16 protein-coding genes are annotated in these 14,540 nt (G+C 62.5%); 10 read left to right on the top strand and 6 right to left on the bottom strand.

Annotation, left to right across the window (positions count from 1 at the left end; genetic code table 11):
* Window positions 1-71 precede the first annotated feature (71 nt).
* On the top strand, window positions 72-1,769 hold the full coding sequence (gene ade, locus ABCW43_RS12810) for an adenine deaminase (RefSeq protein ID WP_345924834.1): 1,698 nt from the start codon (window positions 72-74) through the stop codon (window positions 1,767-1,769).
* 29 nt (window positions 1,770-1,798) lie between these two features.
* On the opposite strand, the gene ABCW43_RS12805 is transcribed toward ade, so the two are convergent.
* Window positions 1,799-2,008: a pilus assembly protein HicB gene (locus tag ABCW43_RS12805; protein ID WP_345924832.1), complete on the bottom strand. Its 210-nt coding sequence runs from the start codon at window positions 2,006-2,008 to the stop codon at window positions 1,799-1,801.
* Between the two features lie 185 nt (window positions 2,009-2,193).
* Here ABCW43_RS12805 and ABCW43_RS12800 point away from each other — a divergent pair, with 185 nt between their 5' ends.
* The gene (locus ABCW43_RS12800) at window positions 2,194-2,394 is read left to right on the top strand and encodes a hypothetical protein (protein ID WP_345924830.1); all 201 of its coding nucleotides are present in this window, start codon (window positions 2,194-2,196) and stop codon (window positions 2,392-2,394) included.
* Window positions 2,395-2,646: 252 nt separating this feature from the next.
* On the opposite strand, the gene ABCW43_RS12795 is transcribed toward ABCW43_RS12800, so the two are convergent.
* Complete coding sequence (locus tag ABCW43_RS12795; RefSeq protein WP_345924828.1) at window positions 2,647-3,015, bottom strand: Atu4866 domain-containing protein; 369 nt, start codon at window positions 3,013-3,015, stop codon at window positions 2,647-2,649.
* A 339-nt stretch (window positions 3,016-3,354) separates the two neighbouring features.
* Here ABCW43_RS12795 and ABCW43_RS12790 point away from each other — a divergent pair, with 339 nt between their 5' ends.
* The 4 genes from ABCW43_RS12790 to ABCW43_RS12775 all read left to right on the top strand — a co-directional run bounded on the left by ABCW43_RS12790 (window position 3,355) and on the right by ABCW43_RS12775 (window position 5,814).
* The gene (locus ABCW43_RS12790; protein ID WP_345924826.1) at window positions 3,355-4,257 is read left to right on the top strand and encodes an AraC family transcriptional regulator; all 903 of its coding nucleotides are present in this window, start codon (window positions 3,355-3,357) and stop codon (window positions 4,255-4,257) included.
* 78 nt (window positions 4,258-4,335) lie between these two features.
* The gene (locus ABCW43_RS12785) at window positions 4,336-4,761 is read left to right on the top strand and encodes an ArsR/SmtB family transcription factor (protein WP_345924824.1); all 426 of its coding nucleotides are present in this window, start codon (window positions 4,336-4,338) and stop codon (window positions 4,759-4,761) included.
* Entirely contained in the window at window positions 4,758-5,291 is a 534-nt protein-coding gene (locus tag ABCW43_RS12780) for an SRPBCC family protein (RefSeq protein WP_345924822.1), read from the top strand. Before ABCW43_RS12785 ends, ABCW43_RS12780 begins: the two co-directional genes overlap by 4 nt.
* A gap of 109 nt (window positions 5,292-5,400) precedes the next feature.
* Complete coding sequence (locus ABCW43_RS12775) at window positions 5,401-5,814, top strand: GFA family protein (protein ID WP_345924820.1); 414 nt, start codon at window positions 5,401-5,403, stop codon at window positions 5,812-5,814.
* Window positions 5,815-5,820: 6 nt separating this feature from the next.
* Here ABCW43_RS12775 and bglA read toward each other — a convergent pair whose 3' ends face one another.
* Window positions 5,821-7,470, bottom strand: a complete 1,650-nt coding sequence (gene bglA / locus ABCW43_RS12770; protein WP_345924818.1) for a beta-galactosidase BglA — start codon at window positions 7,468-7,470, stop codon at window positions 5,821-5,823.
* 155 nt (window positions 7,471-7,625) lie between these two features.
* Between bglA and ABCW43_RS12765 the strand changes: the two genes are divergently transcribed.
* Together ABCW43_RS12765 and ABCW43_RS12760 are read left to right on the top strand one after the other, a co-directional pair.
* The gene (locus ABCW43_RS12765; protein ID WP_345924815.1) at window positions 7,626-8,540 is read left to right on the top strand and encodes a sugar kinase; all 915 of its coding nucleotides are present in this window, start codon (window positions 7,626-7,628) and stop codon (window positions 8,538-8,540) included.
* Between the two features lie 154 nt (window positions 8,541-8,694).
* Entirely contained in the window at window positions 8,695-9,213 is a 519-nt protein-coding gene (locus ABCW43_RS12760; protein WP_345924813.1) for a hypothetical protein, read from the top strand.
* 21 nt (window positions 9,214-9,234) lie between these two features.
* Here the strand turns inward: ABCW43_RS12760 and ABCW43_RS12755 are convergent, their stop codons facing one another.
* Window positions 9,235-9,642, bottom strand: a complete 408-nt coding sequence (locus ABCW43_RS12755; RefSeq protein ID WP_345924812.1) for an OsmC family protein — start codon at window positions 9,640-9,642, stop codon at window positions 9,235-9,237.
* Between the two features lie 164 nt (window positions 9,643-9,806).
* Here ABCW43_RS12755 and ABCW43_RS12750 point away from each other — a divergent pair, with 164 nt between their 5' ends.
* Window positions 9,807-10,868: a glycosyltransferase family 4 protein gene (locus ABCW43_RS12750; RefSeq protein ID WP_345924810.1), complete on the top strand. Its 1,062-nt coding sequence runs from the start codon at window positions 9,807-9,809 to the stop codon at window positions 10,866-10,868.
* 160 nt (window positions 10,869-11,028) lie between these two features.
* Here ABCW43_RS12750 and der read toward each other — a convergent pair whose 3' ends face one another.
* Window positions 11,029-12,456, bottom strand: a complete 1,428-nt coding sequence (gene der, locus ABCW43_RS12745) for a ribosome biogenesis GTPase Der (protein ID WP_345924808.1) — start codon at window positions 12,454-12,456, stop codon at window positions 11,029-11,031.
* A gap of 46 nt (window positions 12,457-12,502) precedes the next feature.
* The gene (locus tag ABCW43_RS12740; protein ID WP_345924806.1) at window positions 12,503-13,174 is read right to left on the bottom strand and encodes a tetratricopeptide repeat protein; all 672 of its coding nucleotides are present in this window, start codon (window positions 13,172-13,174) and stop codon (window positions 12,503-12,505) included.
* A gap of 265 nt (window positions 13,175-13,439) precedes the next feature.
* Here ABCW43_RS12740 and ABCW43_RS12735 point away from each other — a divergent pair, with 265 nt between their 5' ends.
* Entirely contained in the window at window positions 13,440-14,438 is a 999-nt protein-coding gene (locus ABCW43_RS12735; protein WP_345924804.1) for a polysaccharide deacetylase family protein, read from the top strand.
* Window positions 14,439-14,540: the final 102 nt, after the last annotated feature.

Here is a 14,540-nt window from a genome sequence, read left to right as displayed (position 1 = left end):
CATTGATCGCCTCTCCCCGTTTCCTCATGGAACGGTTAGGTTAGGCGACCGATTCAGCGCGAGGAGCCGCCATGACCACCCGCCTCGAAACCCTCATCGACCAGGGCACCGGCCGCGAGCCTGCCGATATCGTGCTGAAGGGCGGAAAGTTCTTCGATCTGGTGACCGGCGAGCTCGTCGCCTCCGACATCGCCATCTGCGGCGACCGCATCGTCGGCACCTGCGGGGCCTACGCCGGCAAGACCGAGATCGACATCTCCGGCAGGATCGTCGTCCCCGGCTTCATCGACACACATCTCCACATCGAGAGCTCGCTGGTCACCCCGCACGAGTTCGACCGCTGCGTCCTGCCCTACGGCGTAACGACCGCGATCTGCGACCCGCACGAGATCGCCAACGTGCTTGGGACCGAAGGCATACAATTTTTCCTGGATTCCTCGCTGGAAACGATCATGGACATCCGCGTCCAACTCTCCTCCTGCGTGCCCGCCACCCACCTGGAGACGTCCGGTGCCGATTTGCCGATCGAAAAGCTGCTGCCCTTCCGCGACCATCCGAAGGTCATCGGCCTTGCCGAGTTCATGAATTTCCCGGGCGTCATCTACAAGGACCCGATCTGCCTCGCCAAGCTCGACGCCTTCGACGGCGACCATATCGACGGCCACGCGCCGCTGCTGCGCGGCAATGATCTGAACGGCTATCTGTCGGCCGGCATCCGCACCGAGCACGAATGCACCACCGCCGAGGAGGCGCTCGAGAAGATCCGCAAGGGCATGCATATCCTGGTGCGCGAAGGCTCTGTCTCGAAGGATCTCCACGCGCTGATGCCGCTGCTCACCGAGCGGCTGTCGCCCTATCTCGCCCTTTGCACCGACGACCGCAACCCGCTCGACATCGCCGAACAGGGCCATCTCGACTACATGATCCGCACTGCGATCGCCCATGGCGTCCAACCGCTCGCCGTCTACCGTGCCGCCTCGATTTCCGCCGCCCGCGCCTTCGGCCTGCGCGACCGCGGCCTTGTCGCCCCCGGCTGGCGGGCCGATCTCGTCGTCGTCGACAGCCTCGAAAACTGCAAGGCCGAGATGGTGTTCTCGGCCGGCCGCAAGGTCACGGACGAACTGTTCGCCACCCGCAAACCGGTCGCCCCGGTCGGCCTCGACAGCGTCAAGGCGCACCCGGTGCAGGCGATGCATTTTGGCGTGCCGGTGAGCGAGGGCGAAACGCCCGTTATCGGCGTGATGCCGGGAAAGATCATCACCGAACACCGCCGCTACCGCCTGCCCGCAAACGGCAACCAGACCGGCGTCGATCTCGACCGCGACATCATCAAGGTCGCGGTCATCGAGCGGCATGGCAAGAACGGCAACCATGCCAATGGTTTCGTCCAGGGTTTCGGTTTGAAGAAGGGCGCCATCGCCTCGACCGTCGGCCATGACAGCCACAATATCTGCGTCGTCGGCGTCAGCGAGGACGACATGGCGCTCGCCGCCAACCGGCTCGGCGAAATCCACGGCGGCTTCGTCGTCGTGGAAGATGGAAAAGTCACCGGCGAAATCGCCCTGCCCGTCGCCGGCCTGATGAGCCTCGAACCGTATGAAACGGTTCGCGACACCCTCCACCACCTGCGCCAGGCCGCCTACGCGCTCGGCACGACGCTCCAGGAACCCTTCCTCCAGGTCGCCTTCCTGCCGCTGCCGGTCATCCCCCACCTGAAGATTTCCGACAAGGGCATGGTGGATGTGGATAGGTTCGCGCTGATCGGGTGAGCAAACCTACTTCTGATAGCCTTTGGCTTTCATCCAGCCCTCGGGAAGCTCATCGCCTTCCATTTCGCATTGCCAGCGCGTTTCTTTAGAAACTCCGCAGCCGTCTCAACCGCTCCGATTTTCTGAGCGACTGCTGACGCGATCCACTGGTTCAGGAATACGCCATCCTCTTTGGCCAGCCGTGCAGCAGCCGCCTTGATGGAGGCCGGAAGCTTCAAGGGATATCTGTTCTTGCTCATTGCTTCATTTCCTCGAACAGCTCGCCCAGCATAGGGCGGAGAGCCCAAAAAAGTCGTCCTGCCTCCGGATCATCCCTCGCTTGCAGATACCGGACAAGACAGGGTGGACATGGAAAAGTCGATGCTAATCGGGTAACTTTGAAAGTCTCTCCCAGCGATTATCTTGCTTGCGAATGAGGTGATCTATGACCAAGCTTGAGCAGATTGAAAAATCCGTGGCGCTACTCGATCCGAAAGAGCTGGAAGCATTCTCGCTCTGGTTCGACGAATTTCAGGCCGAACGCTGGGACCGGCAGATCGAGAAAGACGATGCCGAAGGCAAATTCGATCGCCTTGCCGAGGAAGCCCTGACCGAACTCCACGCCGGCAAGACAAAATCGCTGTGAGGCACTATGCGACCTCGGGCTTTTGGGCCGCGTATGCAAAGCTGCCCGAACAGGTGCAAAAGCTTGCCGACGCGAATTTCGAACTCCTGAAGCGGGATCCGAAGCATCCGTCATTGCACTTCAAACGCATCGGCACACGTTGGTCGGCTCGGGTCGGAAAATCTCGGAGGGCACTGGCCATCCAAGATAGAGAAGATTTCATCTGGTTCTGAATTGGCTCGCACGCTGATTACGACAAGTTGATCGGTTAGCTCACCTCCGCCTCAACACCATCCCCGCATGATAAAGCACCCCGTCGCGAAAATCGCCGTCGGCGGTAAAGCCGGTGTCGTCCTTGTAGTCGATATGATTGCCGGTCACCCAGTAGCGGCCCTCATAGGCCTTTTCGCGGGTGCCGCGCGCTTCGACATAGCGGCCGTTCGGCAGCAGTTCGTGGCGGATGTGGTTGTCCTCGGTCACCCACATTCCGGCATAGGGATGCTCGGTCATGGTTTTCTCCTCTTGTCTGATGTCGTGCGCAGGCGCCGTAAAGGTCGCGATGAAGGTGAAGGCCGCGGCAAAGGCGGCAAACGCCAGCGGGGCTCGGAAACCCGAGGGGGCGCGAAAAAGCCGTTCAGCCATTGAGATATTCCCTCCTGAGCATCCGTTCGCGACGGCGTCTTTCCGTGCCGCGGGAACGTCGGAGGAAGCCGCCGGCAAAATCGGCGGCCCAATGGAAGGGGCTTTCAAGTAAGCGCTGAAAATTGCTCATCACCATCTCCATCTGCGTCCGGGCTGGTTCGATCGGACGAGCCGAATATGGTGGAAAGCAGCGGGCGAGCGGTAGACCAGTCCTCCGGCATGATTGCACAATCCTCCGAAGCTCAATTGAAACGGCCAACAGCGCCACCATATGATGCTCACGCCAAACCGCAGACATCCCGTATCTCTCGGCGTTCACACTTCCGCACGAGGCCCAAGATGGAAAAACTCGATCAAATTGCCCAGCTGATTGCACAAAACACCGATGGCGACGGTGTATTCGAAACCGCGATCCCCCGCCTGTCGGTGATCCGGATGTCGAAGCCGACCGAGCCGCTGCACGCCATCCACCAGCCGGCGGTGTGCATCATCGCGCAAGGGGCGAAACAGGTCATGCTGGCGGACGAGATCTTTCGATACAGTCCCGGCCAGTATCTGGTCGTTTCGGTCGACATGCCCGTCACCGGCCAGGTCATCGAGGCGACGGAGCAACAGCCGTATCTATGCCTGCGCCTCGATCTCGACCTGAAGCTGCTCAGCGAAATGCTGGTGGACATGCCGGCTGGGCCGGGTGTCCCAACGATGCGCAAGAAATGCATCGGCCTCGGTCATACCACGCCGGAATTCCTGGATGCCGCGCTCCGCCTCACCCAGCTTCTCGATAAGCCCGACGAGATCGCTTATCTGGCGCCGCTGATCGAGCGCGAGCTGATGTTCCGCCTGCTGCGTGGCGACCAGGCCGAGATGATCCGCCAGATTCTGGCGCCCGAAAACCGGCTGCAGCAGGTCAACCGGGCAATCTCCTGGATCCGCCAGAACTTTTCCGCCCCCTTTTCGATCGAGCAGGTCGCAGTCGAAGCGCGCATGAGCACGTCCTCGCTGCACCAGCATTTTCGGGAGGTGACGGCGATGAGCCCACTGCAATACCAGAAGCAGCTGCGCCTGCAGGAGGCCCGCCGCCTCATCCTCGGCAAGGCCATGGATGCAGCCACCGCCGCCCATCAGGTCGGCTACGACAGCCCCTCGCAGTTCAGCCGCGAATACCGCCGCCTGTTCGGCGCCCCGCCCATCCAGGATATCACCCGGCTCAGAAGCGAACCCGCCCGCTACGCCGAGGCCTGATCCGCCCGTTTCTCTCTTCTTAAAAATTACTCAACCGATCGGTTGACAATAAAATCCTGCGCGCGCATATTCAACCACATGGTTGAATTACAAACACATCCGATCGATACGGTCTTTCACGCCCTCAGCGACGGCACGCGCCGCCGCATGCTCCGCGAGCTGGCGCAGGGCGAGCGCACCGTCAGCCAGCTGGCCAAGCCGCACGACATGTCACTCGCGGCGGCCTCGAAACACATCAAGGTGCTGGAAGGCGCAGGGCTGATCCGCCGCGAGATCCACGGCCGCACCCATCTCTGCCGCCTCGAACCCGGGCCGCTTGCGACCGCTCATGAGTGGCTCACCTTCTATGAGCGCTTCTGGACCAACAGGCTCGATATCCTGGAACGCCTTCTCAGGGAGGAGGACGCTCAAAAGAACGCCCGGGACGAACTCCAGAAAAATCCGCTGAAATCCCCTGCCCCACGGAAATCCGAAACTGAACCTGAAACGGGAGAAGACCGATGAACGACATGACATCGTTGAACAAATACGGCGCTGTGGCCGAACCTTTCGCCTTCACCATCCAGCGCCGGTTGCCCGGTCCGATCGAAAGGATCTGGGATTATCTCACCGACAGCGATCTTCGCCGCCAGTGGCTCGCATCGGGCATCATACCGGCGCAAGCGGGCAGCTCCTTCGAACTCACCTGGCGCAACGACGAACTGTCCGGCTCGTCGGAAGGCAGGCCGGAAGGCTTTCCCGTCGAACACAGCATTCAGAGCGAGGTGATCGCGTTCGAGCCTCCGCACCGCCTCGTTTTTTCCTGGCCGCCGCGCGGCGAGGTCAGCTTTGAACTACAGCCCGCCGGCAGCGAAATCCTGCTCACCGTCACGCATCGGCGGATCTCCGATCGCCGCAACATGGTCATGGTCGGCGCCGGCTGGCACATCCACCTCGACATCCTGGTCGCCCGGGCGACCGGCGCCGAACCTGAACCGTTCTGGGGAGGCTGGAGCCGCCTCAAGGAAGAATACGACCGTCGCATCCCGGCCTGAAGCACCGTCGCGGCCTTCGCCCCATGATCCAGGCAAGCCCCGGACCAGGGGCGAAGGTTTCGGCCGAACGCCTTCCGCCCGCGGTTGGACCATCCTATGGAGACAAGATATGAGCCCCCTTTTTACGGGCGGATGCGCCTGTGGCGCACTTCGCTATGAAATCTCCGCCGAACCGGCGGTCATGGTCGATTGCCAGTGCCGCCAGTGCCAGCGCGAAAGCGGCACCGGCCACGCCTCCCACCTCACCTTCGCAAGCACAGCCGTCAAGGTCGAGGGCAAGGCGACCCACTGGGAGGCGACCGGTGACGGCGGAACCGTCAAAAGACGGGCCTTCTGCCCCACCTGCGGTTCGCCCGTCTACATGACATTCCCCGCCCACCCGGATTACTTCGTCATCCGCGCCGGCAGCCTCGACGATCCGAGCCGGTACAAGCCGCAATTCGTGACCTGGCACGCCGCCGGCCACGCCTGGGACCACCTCGATCCGGCCCTGCCGAAATTCGAGAATATGCCGCCGACGTAAAGGCCTTCACACCCGGGCGCAGAACACGTCGAGGGCGTCGAGCTTCACCACGCCCTTTTCGAGCCGCGACATGAAGCCCGGCAGGTTGACCGGCAGGCTTTCGCCGAACCGTTTCGGCAGGGTGAAACTCTGCGGCTCGCGGGTCAGGTTGAAGACGAACAGCAGCTTTTCGCCGCCCTTTTCACGCACGAAGGCGAGCAGGTCCTGGTTGGTGTCGAGGAAGGTCATGTCGCCATCGATCAGCGGCGGATGCGCCTTGCGGAAGGCGAGCGCCGCCCGGTAATGGTTCAAGACCGACTCCGGAAGCGCCTCCTGTACATCCACGGCCCGGCTTGCATGTTCGCCCGGCACTGGAAGCCAGGTTTTCGAACCGGTGGTGAAGCCCGCATGCGGCTCGCTCGCTTCCCAGGCCATCGGTGTGCGGCACCCGTCGCGGCCTTTGAAGGCCGGCCAGAAGCGGATGCCGTAGGGATCGCGCAGATCCTCGAAGGAGAGCTCCGCCTCGGTCAGTCCCAGTTCTTCGCCCTGATAGAGGCAGATCGAACCGCGCAGGACCGAAAGCAGCGTGATCGACAGTTTCGCGACACGGTCCTGCTCCGCCGGGGACTCGGCGAAACGAGTCACGTGGCGGACGACATCGTGGTTGGAAAACGCCCAGCAGACCCAGCCGTTGCTGACCGTGTCCGCCACCGTCGTCATCACCTTGCGGATATAGGCCGCATCGAAGGCCGGGCCTAAGAAATCGAAGGTGTAGCACATGTGCAGCTTGTCATTGCCGGTCGTGTAGAGCGCCAGCGTTGAGAGCGAGCGTGGCCCATCGCCGACTTCGCCGACAGTCGCACGCCCCTCATAACTATCAAGCAGCGCACGCAGCCGCTTCAGGAAGCCGATATTTTCCGGCTGCGTCTTGTCGTAAAGGTGGTTCTGCATGGAATAGGGGTTGGTATCCGTCTCCATGCCGGCACCGTCGGTGTCGTAGACCATCGGCGGATTGTTGCGCAGCTGCTTGTCGTGGAAATAGTAGTTGACCGTATCGAGCCGGAACCCGTGCACGCCGCGGTCGAGCCAGAAGCGCACCGTGTCCAGCATGGCGTTCTGGACGTCGGGGTTGTGGAAGTTGAGGTCCGGCTGGGCGATCAGGAAGTTGTGCATGTAATATTGCTTGCGCACGCCGTCCCATTCCCAGCCCGGCCCGCCGAAGATCGACAGCCAGTTGGTCGGCGCCGTGCCGTCCGGTTTCGGGTCCGCCCAGACATACCAGTCGGCCTTGGGATTGGTGCGGCTGGAACGGCTTTCGACGAACCAGGGATGGCGGTCGGACGTGTGGGAAATCACCTGGTCGATGATCACCTTCAGCCCCAGGCGCTCGGCCTCGGCCATCATCTCGTCGAAGTCGGTGAGCGTGCCGAACATCGGGTCGACATTGCAGTAGTCGGAGACGTCATAACCCATGTCGGCCATCGGCGAGGTGAAGAAAGGCGAGAGCCAGATCGCGTCGACGCCGAGCGAGGCGACATGCGGCAGCCGTGCGGTAATGCCCTTGATGTCGCCGATCCCGTCGCCGGTCGAGTCCTGAAAGGAGCGCGGATAGATCTGGTAGATCACCGCGCCGCGCCACCAGTTCGCATCGACTGCCTTGACCGCCTGTGTCGCCATATTCCGACTCTCCTTCCTCAAATGTTCCAGCCCAACCTAGTGCCCCCCGATCAAAAGACAACGCATAAGCAAGGCTCTGCGAAGTTCCGAAACCACTCTCTTGCCACGACTGAAACTTCGGCCTATGCGAGTTTCAAAATACGGGAGGGATGCAATTGGGCGGACGGCTTCTTTCGATCGGCGAATGCATGGTGGAGTTGTCGCAGGCAGGCGAAGGCCTGCTGCGCAAGGGCTTTGCCGGCGATACGTTCAACACCGCATGGTATGCGCGCGCCTGCCTGCCCGCCGAATGGTCGGTGGACTATTTCACCGCGGTCGGTGACGATCCGCTATCGACGGAAATGCTGTCGATGATGAAGGATGCCGGCATCGGTACCGGCTTCATCCGCCGCATCGAAGGCAAGACGCCGGGCCTTTACCTGATCACGCTCAAGAACGGCGAACGCACCTTCAGCTACTGGCGCGACACCGCCGCCGCAAGGAAACTCGCCGACGATGCCGACCATCTGCGCGCCGCGATCGAAGCAGCCGACATCCTCTATTTCTCCGGCATCACGCTGGGCATCCTTAGCGCCGAAGCGGTCGAGACGCTGCTGTCGGAACTGCGCCGCGCCAAGGCCTCCGGCAAAATGGTCGCCTTCGACCCGAACATTCGCCCCCGCCTCTGGCCGAATAAAGACTACATGCTGAAGACGATCGAAGCCGGCGCTCGCGCCGCCTCCCTCGTCCTGCCAAGCTTCGACGACGAGACCACCCATTTCGGCGACGCGACGGTGGCCGACACCATCGCCCGCTACCATGCGCTCGGAGTGGAAAACGTCGTGGTCAAGAACGGTGCGGATGGCGCGACGCTGAGCTTCGCCGGCACCGCCCCCGTCCATGTCCCTTCGGTCAGGGCCGACCAGCTCGTCGACACGACCAGCGCCGGCGACAGTTTCAACGGCGCTTTCCTGTCCCGCCTCATCCGCGGCACCCCGCCGGCGCAGGCGGCGGCCTACGGGGCCTCGGTCGCGTCGGTCGTCATCGGCCACCACGGCGCGCTGATCAGCCCGGCGCTGCTGCCGGGCTGAAACGCCGACGGACACAGCCGGCTGCGACCGTCGGCAAAGCCGAAACCGGCGACAATTGTCCGTGGGATTTTAGTGCTGCGTCATAAATCAATTCTCAGTCATTATGTGACAGGGTTGGGACGATGAAACGATCGCTCCCAATGAGGAACTGAAAATGCGTATCGCGCTTGCCCTCCTGGCCGTCCTGGCCCTCTCCCCGGCTGCACACTCCGCTCCAATCGATGCGCTGACCAAGGCCGAAACAAAGACCTACGAGGCATGGGGAAAGCTTGGCCTGACGGAGCGTCTGGTGACCTTCGTCACCGCGCCCTCCACCGGCTACGGCATCTACCAGGAAAAGCAGTCCAGCATTTTCAAGCCGGGTGAAAAGGTCATCACCTATGTCGAGCCGATCGGCTACGGGTGGAAAGAGCTTCCCCACGACATGTACGAACTCAACTTCGTGTCGGACCTGAAGATCAAGGCGGCGAACGGCGACGTCATGCTCGACAAGAAAGCCTTCTCCACCAACGTTCTGCAGAGCCACAACGCCAATATGGAATTCTCCATGGATTTCACCCTGACGCTGACGGGCGCGCCGGCCGGCAAATATACGCTGACCTATACGATCCACGACATGAGCGGCGACCAGACCTCGACATTCGATCAGGAATTCACCATCGCCGCCGAATAGCGCCGGCGGCTCGCTCGGAGGTCAGCCGGCAACCCGGAACGATACCGGAAATCCACGCATCACCGAATTGGCGACAGTGCAGACGCTTTTGGCCCGTTCGATCAGTGCCCTGGTGTCGGTACCGTCACCCGAGGTGCAGATAACGTCGAGCTCGGCGCTGACGGCAATCAGTGGCGAGCCATCGAGCTGCAGCGTGACGCTAACCGCGATATCCTCGATATCGATGTTCATTTCGTGCGCCACATATCTGAGATCGTTACAGAAACATCCGCCGATCGCCAGCGCCAGCAATTGCCCGCCGTTGAACCCGAGATTGCGCCCGCCGGCCTTGCCCTCCGCCCGGTCGACGACGATCGTATGGCTGCCGGCCCACCCCAGCGCCGCCTCGGTTCCGGCCACGTTGCGAAGCTCGACGGTCGACGAAATCATGGGCAATCCTCCTTAACCGATCGATGATCCCACCGATCCGATATCCGTTCAACTGCCCCAACACGCCCCCTTCATCAGCCTGTAACAAACTTTTCCGATAGAGGGCCGACAACGCTCCGTCACGCGCGAGTCGTGGACGGATCGGCAACCGGGTTCGGCCTTTTATGACAAGAATAACCATCGTGACGGATGCCTGGTACCCTCAGGTGAACGGCGTCGTCCGTTCGATCGAGAACACCAATCGCGAACTCGCCCAGATGGGCGTCGACGTGACGATGGTGACGCCGCAGGATTTCACCAGCGTTCCCTGCCCCACCTATCCGGAAATCCGCCTCTCGGTCGCCACCTACTGGCAGATCGCCAGCGCCATCCAGGCGTCGATGCCAACCGCCGTTCATATCGCCACCGAAGGCCCGCTCGGCCTGCTCGCGCGCCGCTGGTGCCTCAAGAACAACATTCCCTTCTCGACCAGCTACCATACCCGTTTTCCCGAATATGTGGCGGCGCGCTTCCCCATCCCGGTCCGCTGGCTGCACGGCTTCGTGCGCTGGTTCCACAATGCCGGCAATGGCTGCATGGTGGCGACCGCCAGCCTCGAGCGCGAACTTTCGAAGCTCGGCCTGAAGAACCTGCTGCGCTGGAGCCGCGGTATCGACCAGACCATGTTCCACCCGATGGATCTCGACGAGCGGCCCTTCGATCTGCCGCGCCCGATCTTCATGACCGTCGGTCGCGTCGCGGTGGAAAAGAACCTGCCCGCCTTCCTCGATCTCGACCTGCCCGGCTCAAAGGTCGTCGTCGGCGACGGCCCCGCCCTCGCCGACCTGCAGAAGCGCTACCCCAACGTGCTCTTTACCGGCATGAAGACCGGCGAGGACCTCGCCCGCGCCTACGCGCAGGCCGACGTCTTCGTCTTCCCGTCGAAGACCGACACGTTCGGCAACACGATCCTGGAAGCGCTGGCCAGCGGCGTGCCCGTCGCCGCATACCCGGTCACCGGCCCGATCGACATCATCGAGGAAGGTTCCGGAGCCGGCGCGCTCGACGAAGATCTTCGCGAGGCCTGCCTTGCAGCACTCCACTGCTCACGCGAGAACGCCCAGGCGCTTGCCCGCAAGTTCACCTGGGAAGCGGCGTCAAAGCAGTTCCTGAACAACGTGCTGATCGCGCAAGGGCGGCCGAAACTGCCGGCACCGCGCGGCGGAATTCGGCCTTCGACGGTTTAGCCAGCCGCTTGTGGCACCCACTTCTCCCCAGCGGGGAGAAGTGCCGAGCGAATGCGAGGCGATGAGGGGGCCGCGAGTTCGGCGCTTACAATATGGCTGCGCCACCCCCATCCGGCCCTACGGGCCACCTTCTCCCCGCTGGGAGAAGAGGAAGCCTGCCTTACCGCTTCCTCTTGCGTCCCTCGAACGGGTTTTCACCCGCCTTGAAATGCATGCGGATCGGCACGCCCGGAATATCGAAATCGGCGCGCAGCCCGTTGATCAGGTAACGCACGTAACTTTCCGGCAGCGCGTCGGGCCTGGTGCAGGAGACCATGAAGGCCGGCGGGCGGGCTTTGACCTGGGTCATGTATTTGAGCTTCAGGCGGCGTCCGGAGACGGCCGGTGGCGGATGCTGGGTCTGCACGCCGTCGAGCCAGCGGTTGAGGCGCGCGGTCGAGATGCGCTTGTTCCACACCTTGTCCGTGTCGATGATGTTCTGCATCAGCTTGTCGAGCCCATAGCCCGTCTGGCCGGAGATCGGCACGGCGCGAAGCCCCCGCGCCTGCGGCAAAAGCCGCTCGGTCTTCTCGCGCAGGTCGGCCAGCAGCGCCTGCGTATCGTCGACGAGATCCCACTTGTTGAAGGCGAGCACCGCGGCGCGGCCTTCGCGCAGCACCAGGTCGACGAGCTGCAGGTCCTGCTTTTCGAACGGAATGGTCGCGTCGAAGACGATCACCACCGTTTCGGCAAACCGGATCGACCTGAGCGAATCCGCCACCGACAGCTTTTCGAGCTTTTCCTGGACGCGTGCCTTCTTGCGCATGCCGGCGGTGTCGAACATCTTGATGGTGCGGCCGCGCCATTCCCACTCGACGGAAATGCTGTCGCGGGTAATGCCGGCTTCCGGTCCGGTCAACAGCCGGTCCTCGCCGAGGAACCTATTGATCAGCGTCGACTTGCCGGCATTCGGGCGACCGATGATGGCGACGCGCAGCGGCTTGGTCTCGTCGTATTCCGGCTCGGTCTCGTCCTCGCCGTCGTCGGCGAAATCGGAATCCCGGACGTCGATATTCGTCTGCGCCTCGTCATCGTCTTCCGGAAACGCCCGCTCCTCGCCGAGCGCCTCGACGATCGCGTCGCGCAGGTCGATCATGCCCTGGCCGTGCTCGGCCGAGATCGGCACCGGCTCGCCCAAGCCCAACGTATAGGCATCGTAGAAACCGGCGTCGGAACCGCGCGCTTCCGACTTGTTGGCGACCAGCACCACCGGCTTGCCGCTGCGGCGCAAGAGTTCGCCGAACGTCTTGTCGAGCGGCGTCAGGCCGAACTTGGCGTCGACCACGAACAGCGTCAGGTCGGCATCGTCGACCGCGGCCTCGGTCTGGGCGCGCATGCGGCCTTCGAGCGTCTCGGGTCCCGCCTCTTCGAGACCGGCGGTGTCGATAATCGTGAATTTCAGGTCGATAAGCTTCGCGTCGCCCGGTCGGCGGTCGCGGGTGACGCCCGGCGTGTCATCGACAAGCGCCAGCTTCTTTCCAACCAGGCGATTGAAAAGCGTGGACTTGCCGACATTCGGGCGTCCGACGATGGCGACGGTGAAGCTCATTCTGTATCCTTAAAGCCCATTTCCTCGGAGCACTGGGCGAAAACCGTCAGGGCGCCTTGCCTGATGAGGCGATGTTGTCGAGCATGATCTGCGCGCGGTTGGCGACGTTGCGCGGCGCAGAGGCATCATTGGCGATCTGCTGGAACCATTCCTTGGCTTGCGCGAAGTTGCCGGCCTTGTAAGCGGCAAGACCAAGCGCCTCGCGGGCGGAATTGGCAAGCGGATTGGCGGGCACCGCCATCGGCTGCACTTCGGCGGCCACCTGTTCGTAGCTGCCGTTGTCGATCAAGAGCCATGCGGCGCGCATCCGGGCGAGGTCGCGCATCGACTGCGGCGCCTTGGCATCCTTGCCGACCGCCGAGAACGTGGCGATCGCGCCGGTGGCATCGCCCTTGGACTGCTGCACCGAACCGGCGCGCAGCTTGGCGAGCACGGGATAGGCGCCGGTGCCGGTCTTCTCGAGCGCGTCGAAGGCTGCCAGCGCCTCGTCGTTCTTGTTTTCCGAGGCAAGCTTCAGCGCCGCCAGGAACCGATCGCCGGACTGCGAGGAATTATGCGTGTCCCAGTATTCGTAACCGCGATAGGCGGCCGTACCGACGACGATCAGCACGGCGACCGCGATCACGACCCTGCCGTAACGCTGCCATGCACCCCTGAACTGATCGGAGCGAAGTTCCTCGTTCACTTCGCGAATAAAACTGTCGTCGTCCTGCGCCATCAAAGTCTCCGGCCCAACCGGCCCATCATGCGGAAAAGCGCCTTCTAGCCTATTTTCCCGGAGATGTAAGGCCCCCCTTAACGCCTCTCGCGCAAAAGTGGGCACCGGTTTTGCAACGACGGCAAGCGCAAGGCCGAAAACACCCGCCGGGAAAGCGCGTTCGCGGCCTTTCGGCAGGAATCCACATTTAAACCTATCCGCTCAAAGCTTTGCCTTATTCAGCGGCCACAAGGCCGGCTGCCCTTCGCCATGATTCAGGTGCCCGATGCGTCCGCTTGCTCTTCCCCTCGCCCTCTGTCTCCTCGCTGCCCCCGTCGCGGCAGATGCCGCAAACAACGCCATTGGCAAGCCGAAACAGTTGCTGATAGTCTCCTTCGACGGCGCCGGCGCCAACAATCTCTGGCAGCGCAGCCGCGATCTCGCCGGGCGCTCCAATGCCCATTTCACCTATTTCCTCTCCTGCACGCTTGTGATCGAGCGCGCCAATGCCAGAAGCTATCAGGGGCCGAACGAGAAGCCCGGCAAATCGAATATCGGCTTTGCCCAAACGGCTGCCGAGGCCCGCGAAAGGCTCGGCCACGTCTGGCAGGCGCATCTCGAAGGCCACGATATTTCCAGCCATACCTGCGGCCATTTCGACGGCAAGGACTGGACGGCAGCCGATTGGACCGCCGAGTTCAACACCTTCCACGATGTGCTGACCAATGCGTGGAAGGCGGCGGGCGCCGGATCGGAGGAACCGGCCGGCTGGAAGGATTTCGTCGCGACCGGGATCGGAGGCTTCCGCGCCCCCTATTTTTCCACCAGCCCCGGTCTGGTCGAAGCCGAGCGCAAGGCCGGCATCCGTTATGACGCGAGCCTCGTCACAAAGGGGCCGGCCATGCCGGAGGAAAAGGCCGGCCTCATCCGCTTCGGGCTGCCACTTATCCCCGAAGGCCCGTCCGATCGGCCGATCATCGCCATGGACTACAACCTCTTCATCCGCCATTCCGGCGGCATCGACAATCCGAGCAGCTCCGCCGAATTCGAAGAACGCGCCTATTCCGCCTTCAGGGCCGCCTTCGACCGAGAATACGACGGCGACCGCATCCCCTTCCAGATCGGCCTGCATTTCGTCGAAATGAACGGCGGCGCCTATTGGCGGGCGATGGAACGGCTGGTGACGGAAGTCTGCGCGAAAGAGGACGTTGCCTGCGTGAGTTATTCGGAGGCGATCAGGCTGATCCGCGAGCGGAAAAAACCGCAAATGGCGTCCGGGCTTTAGGGTTGAGGCAGACCTGAGAATTTGGGCTTTGCCGGGGACGATTTTCCTCGCCCGTGAAAGACACATCCAACTCCATCAACCCTTTACCCGTATTCACCCCCG

This window comes from Neorhizobium tunisiense (genome assembly GCF_039631515.1).
Lineage (GTDB): Bacteria > Pseudomonadota > Alphaproteobacteria > Rhizobiales > Rhizobiaceae > Neorhizobium.
The sequence above is the reverse complement of the archived record's forward strand: the minus strand, read 5'-3'. Positions and strand labels throughout refer to the sequence as shown.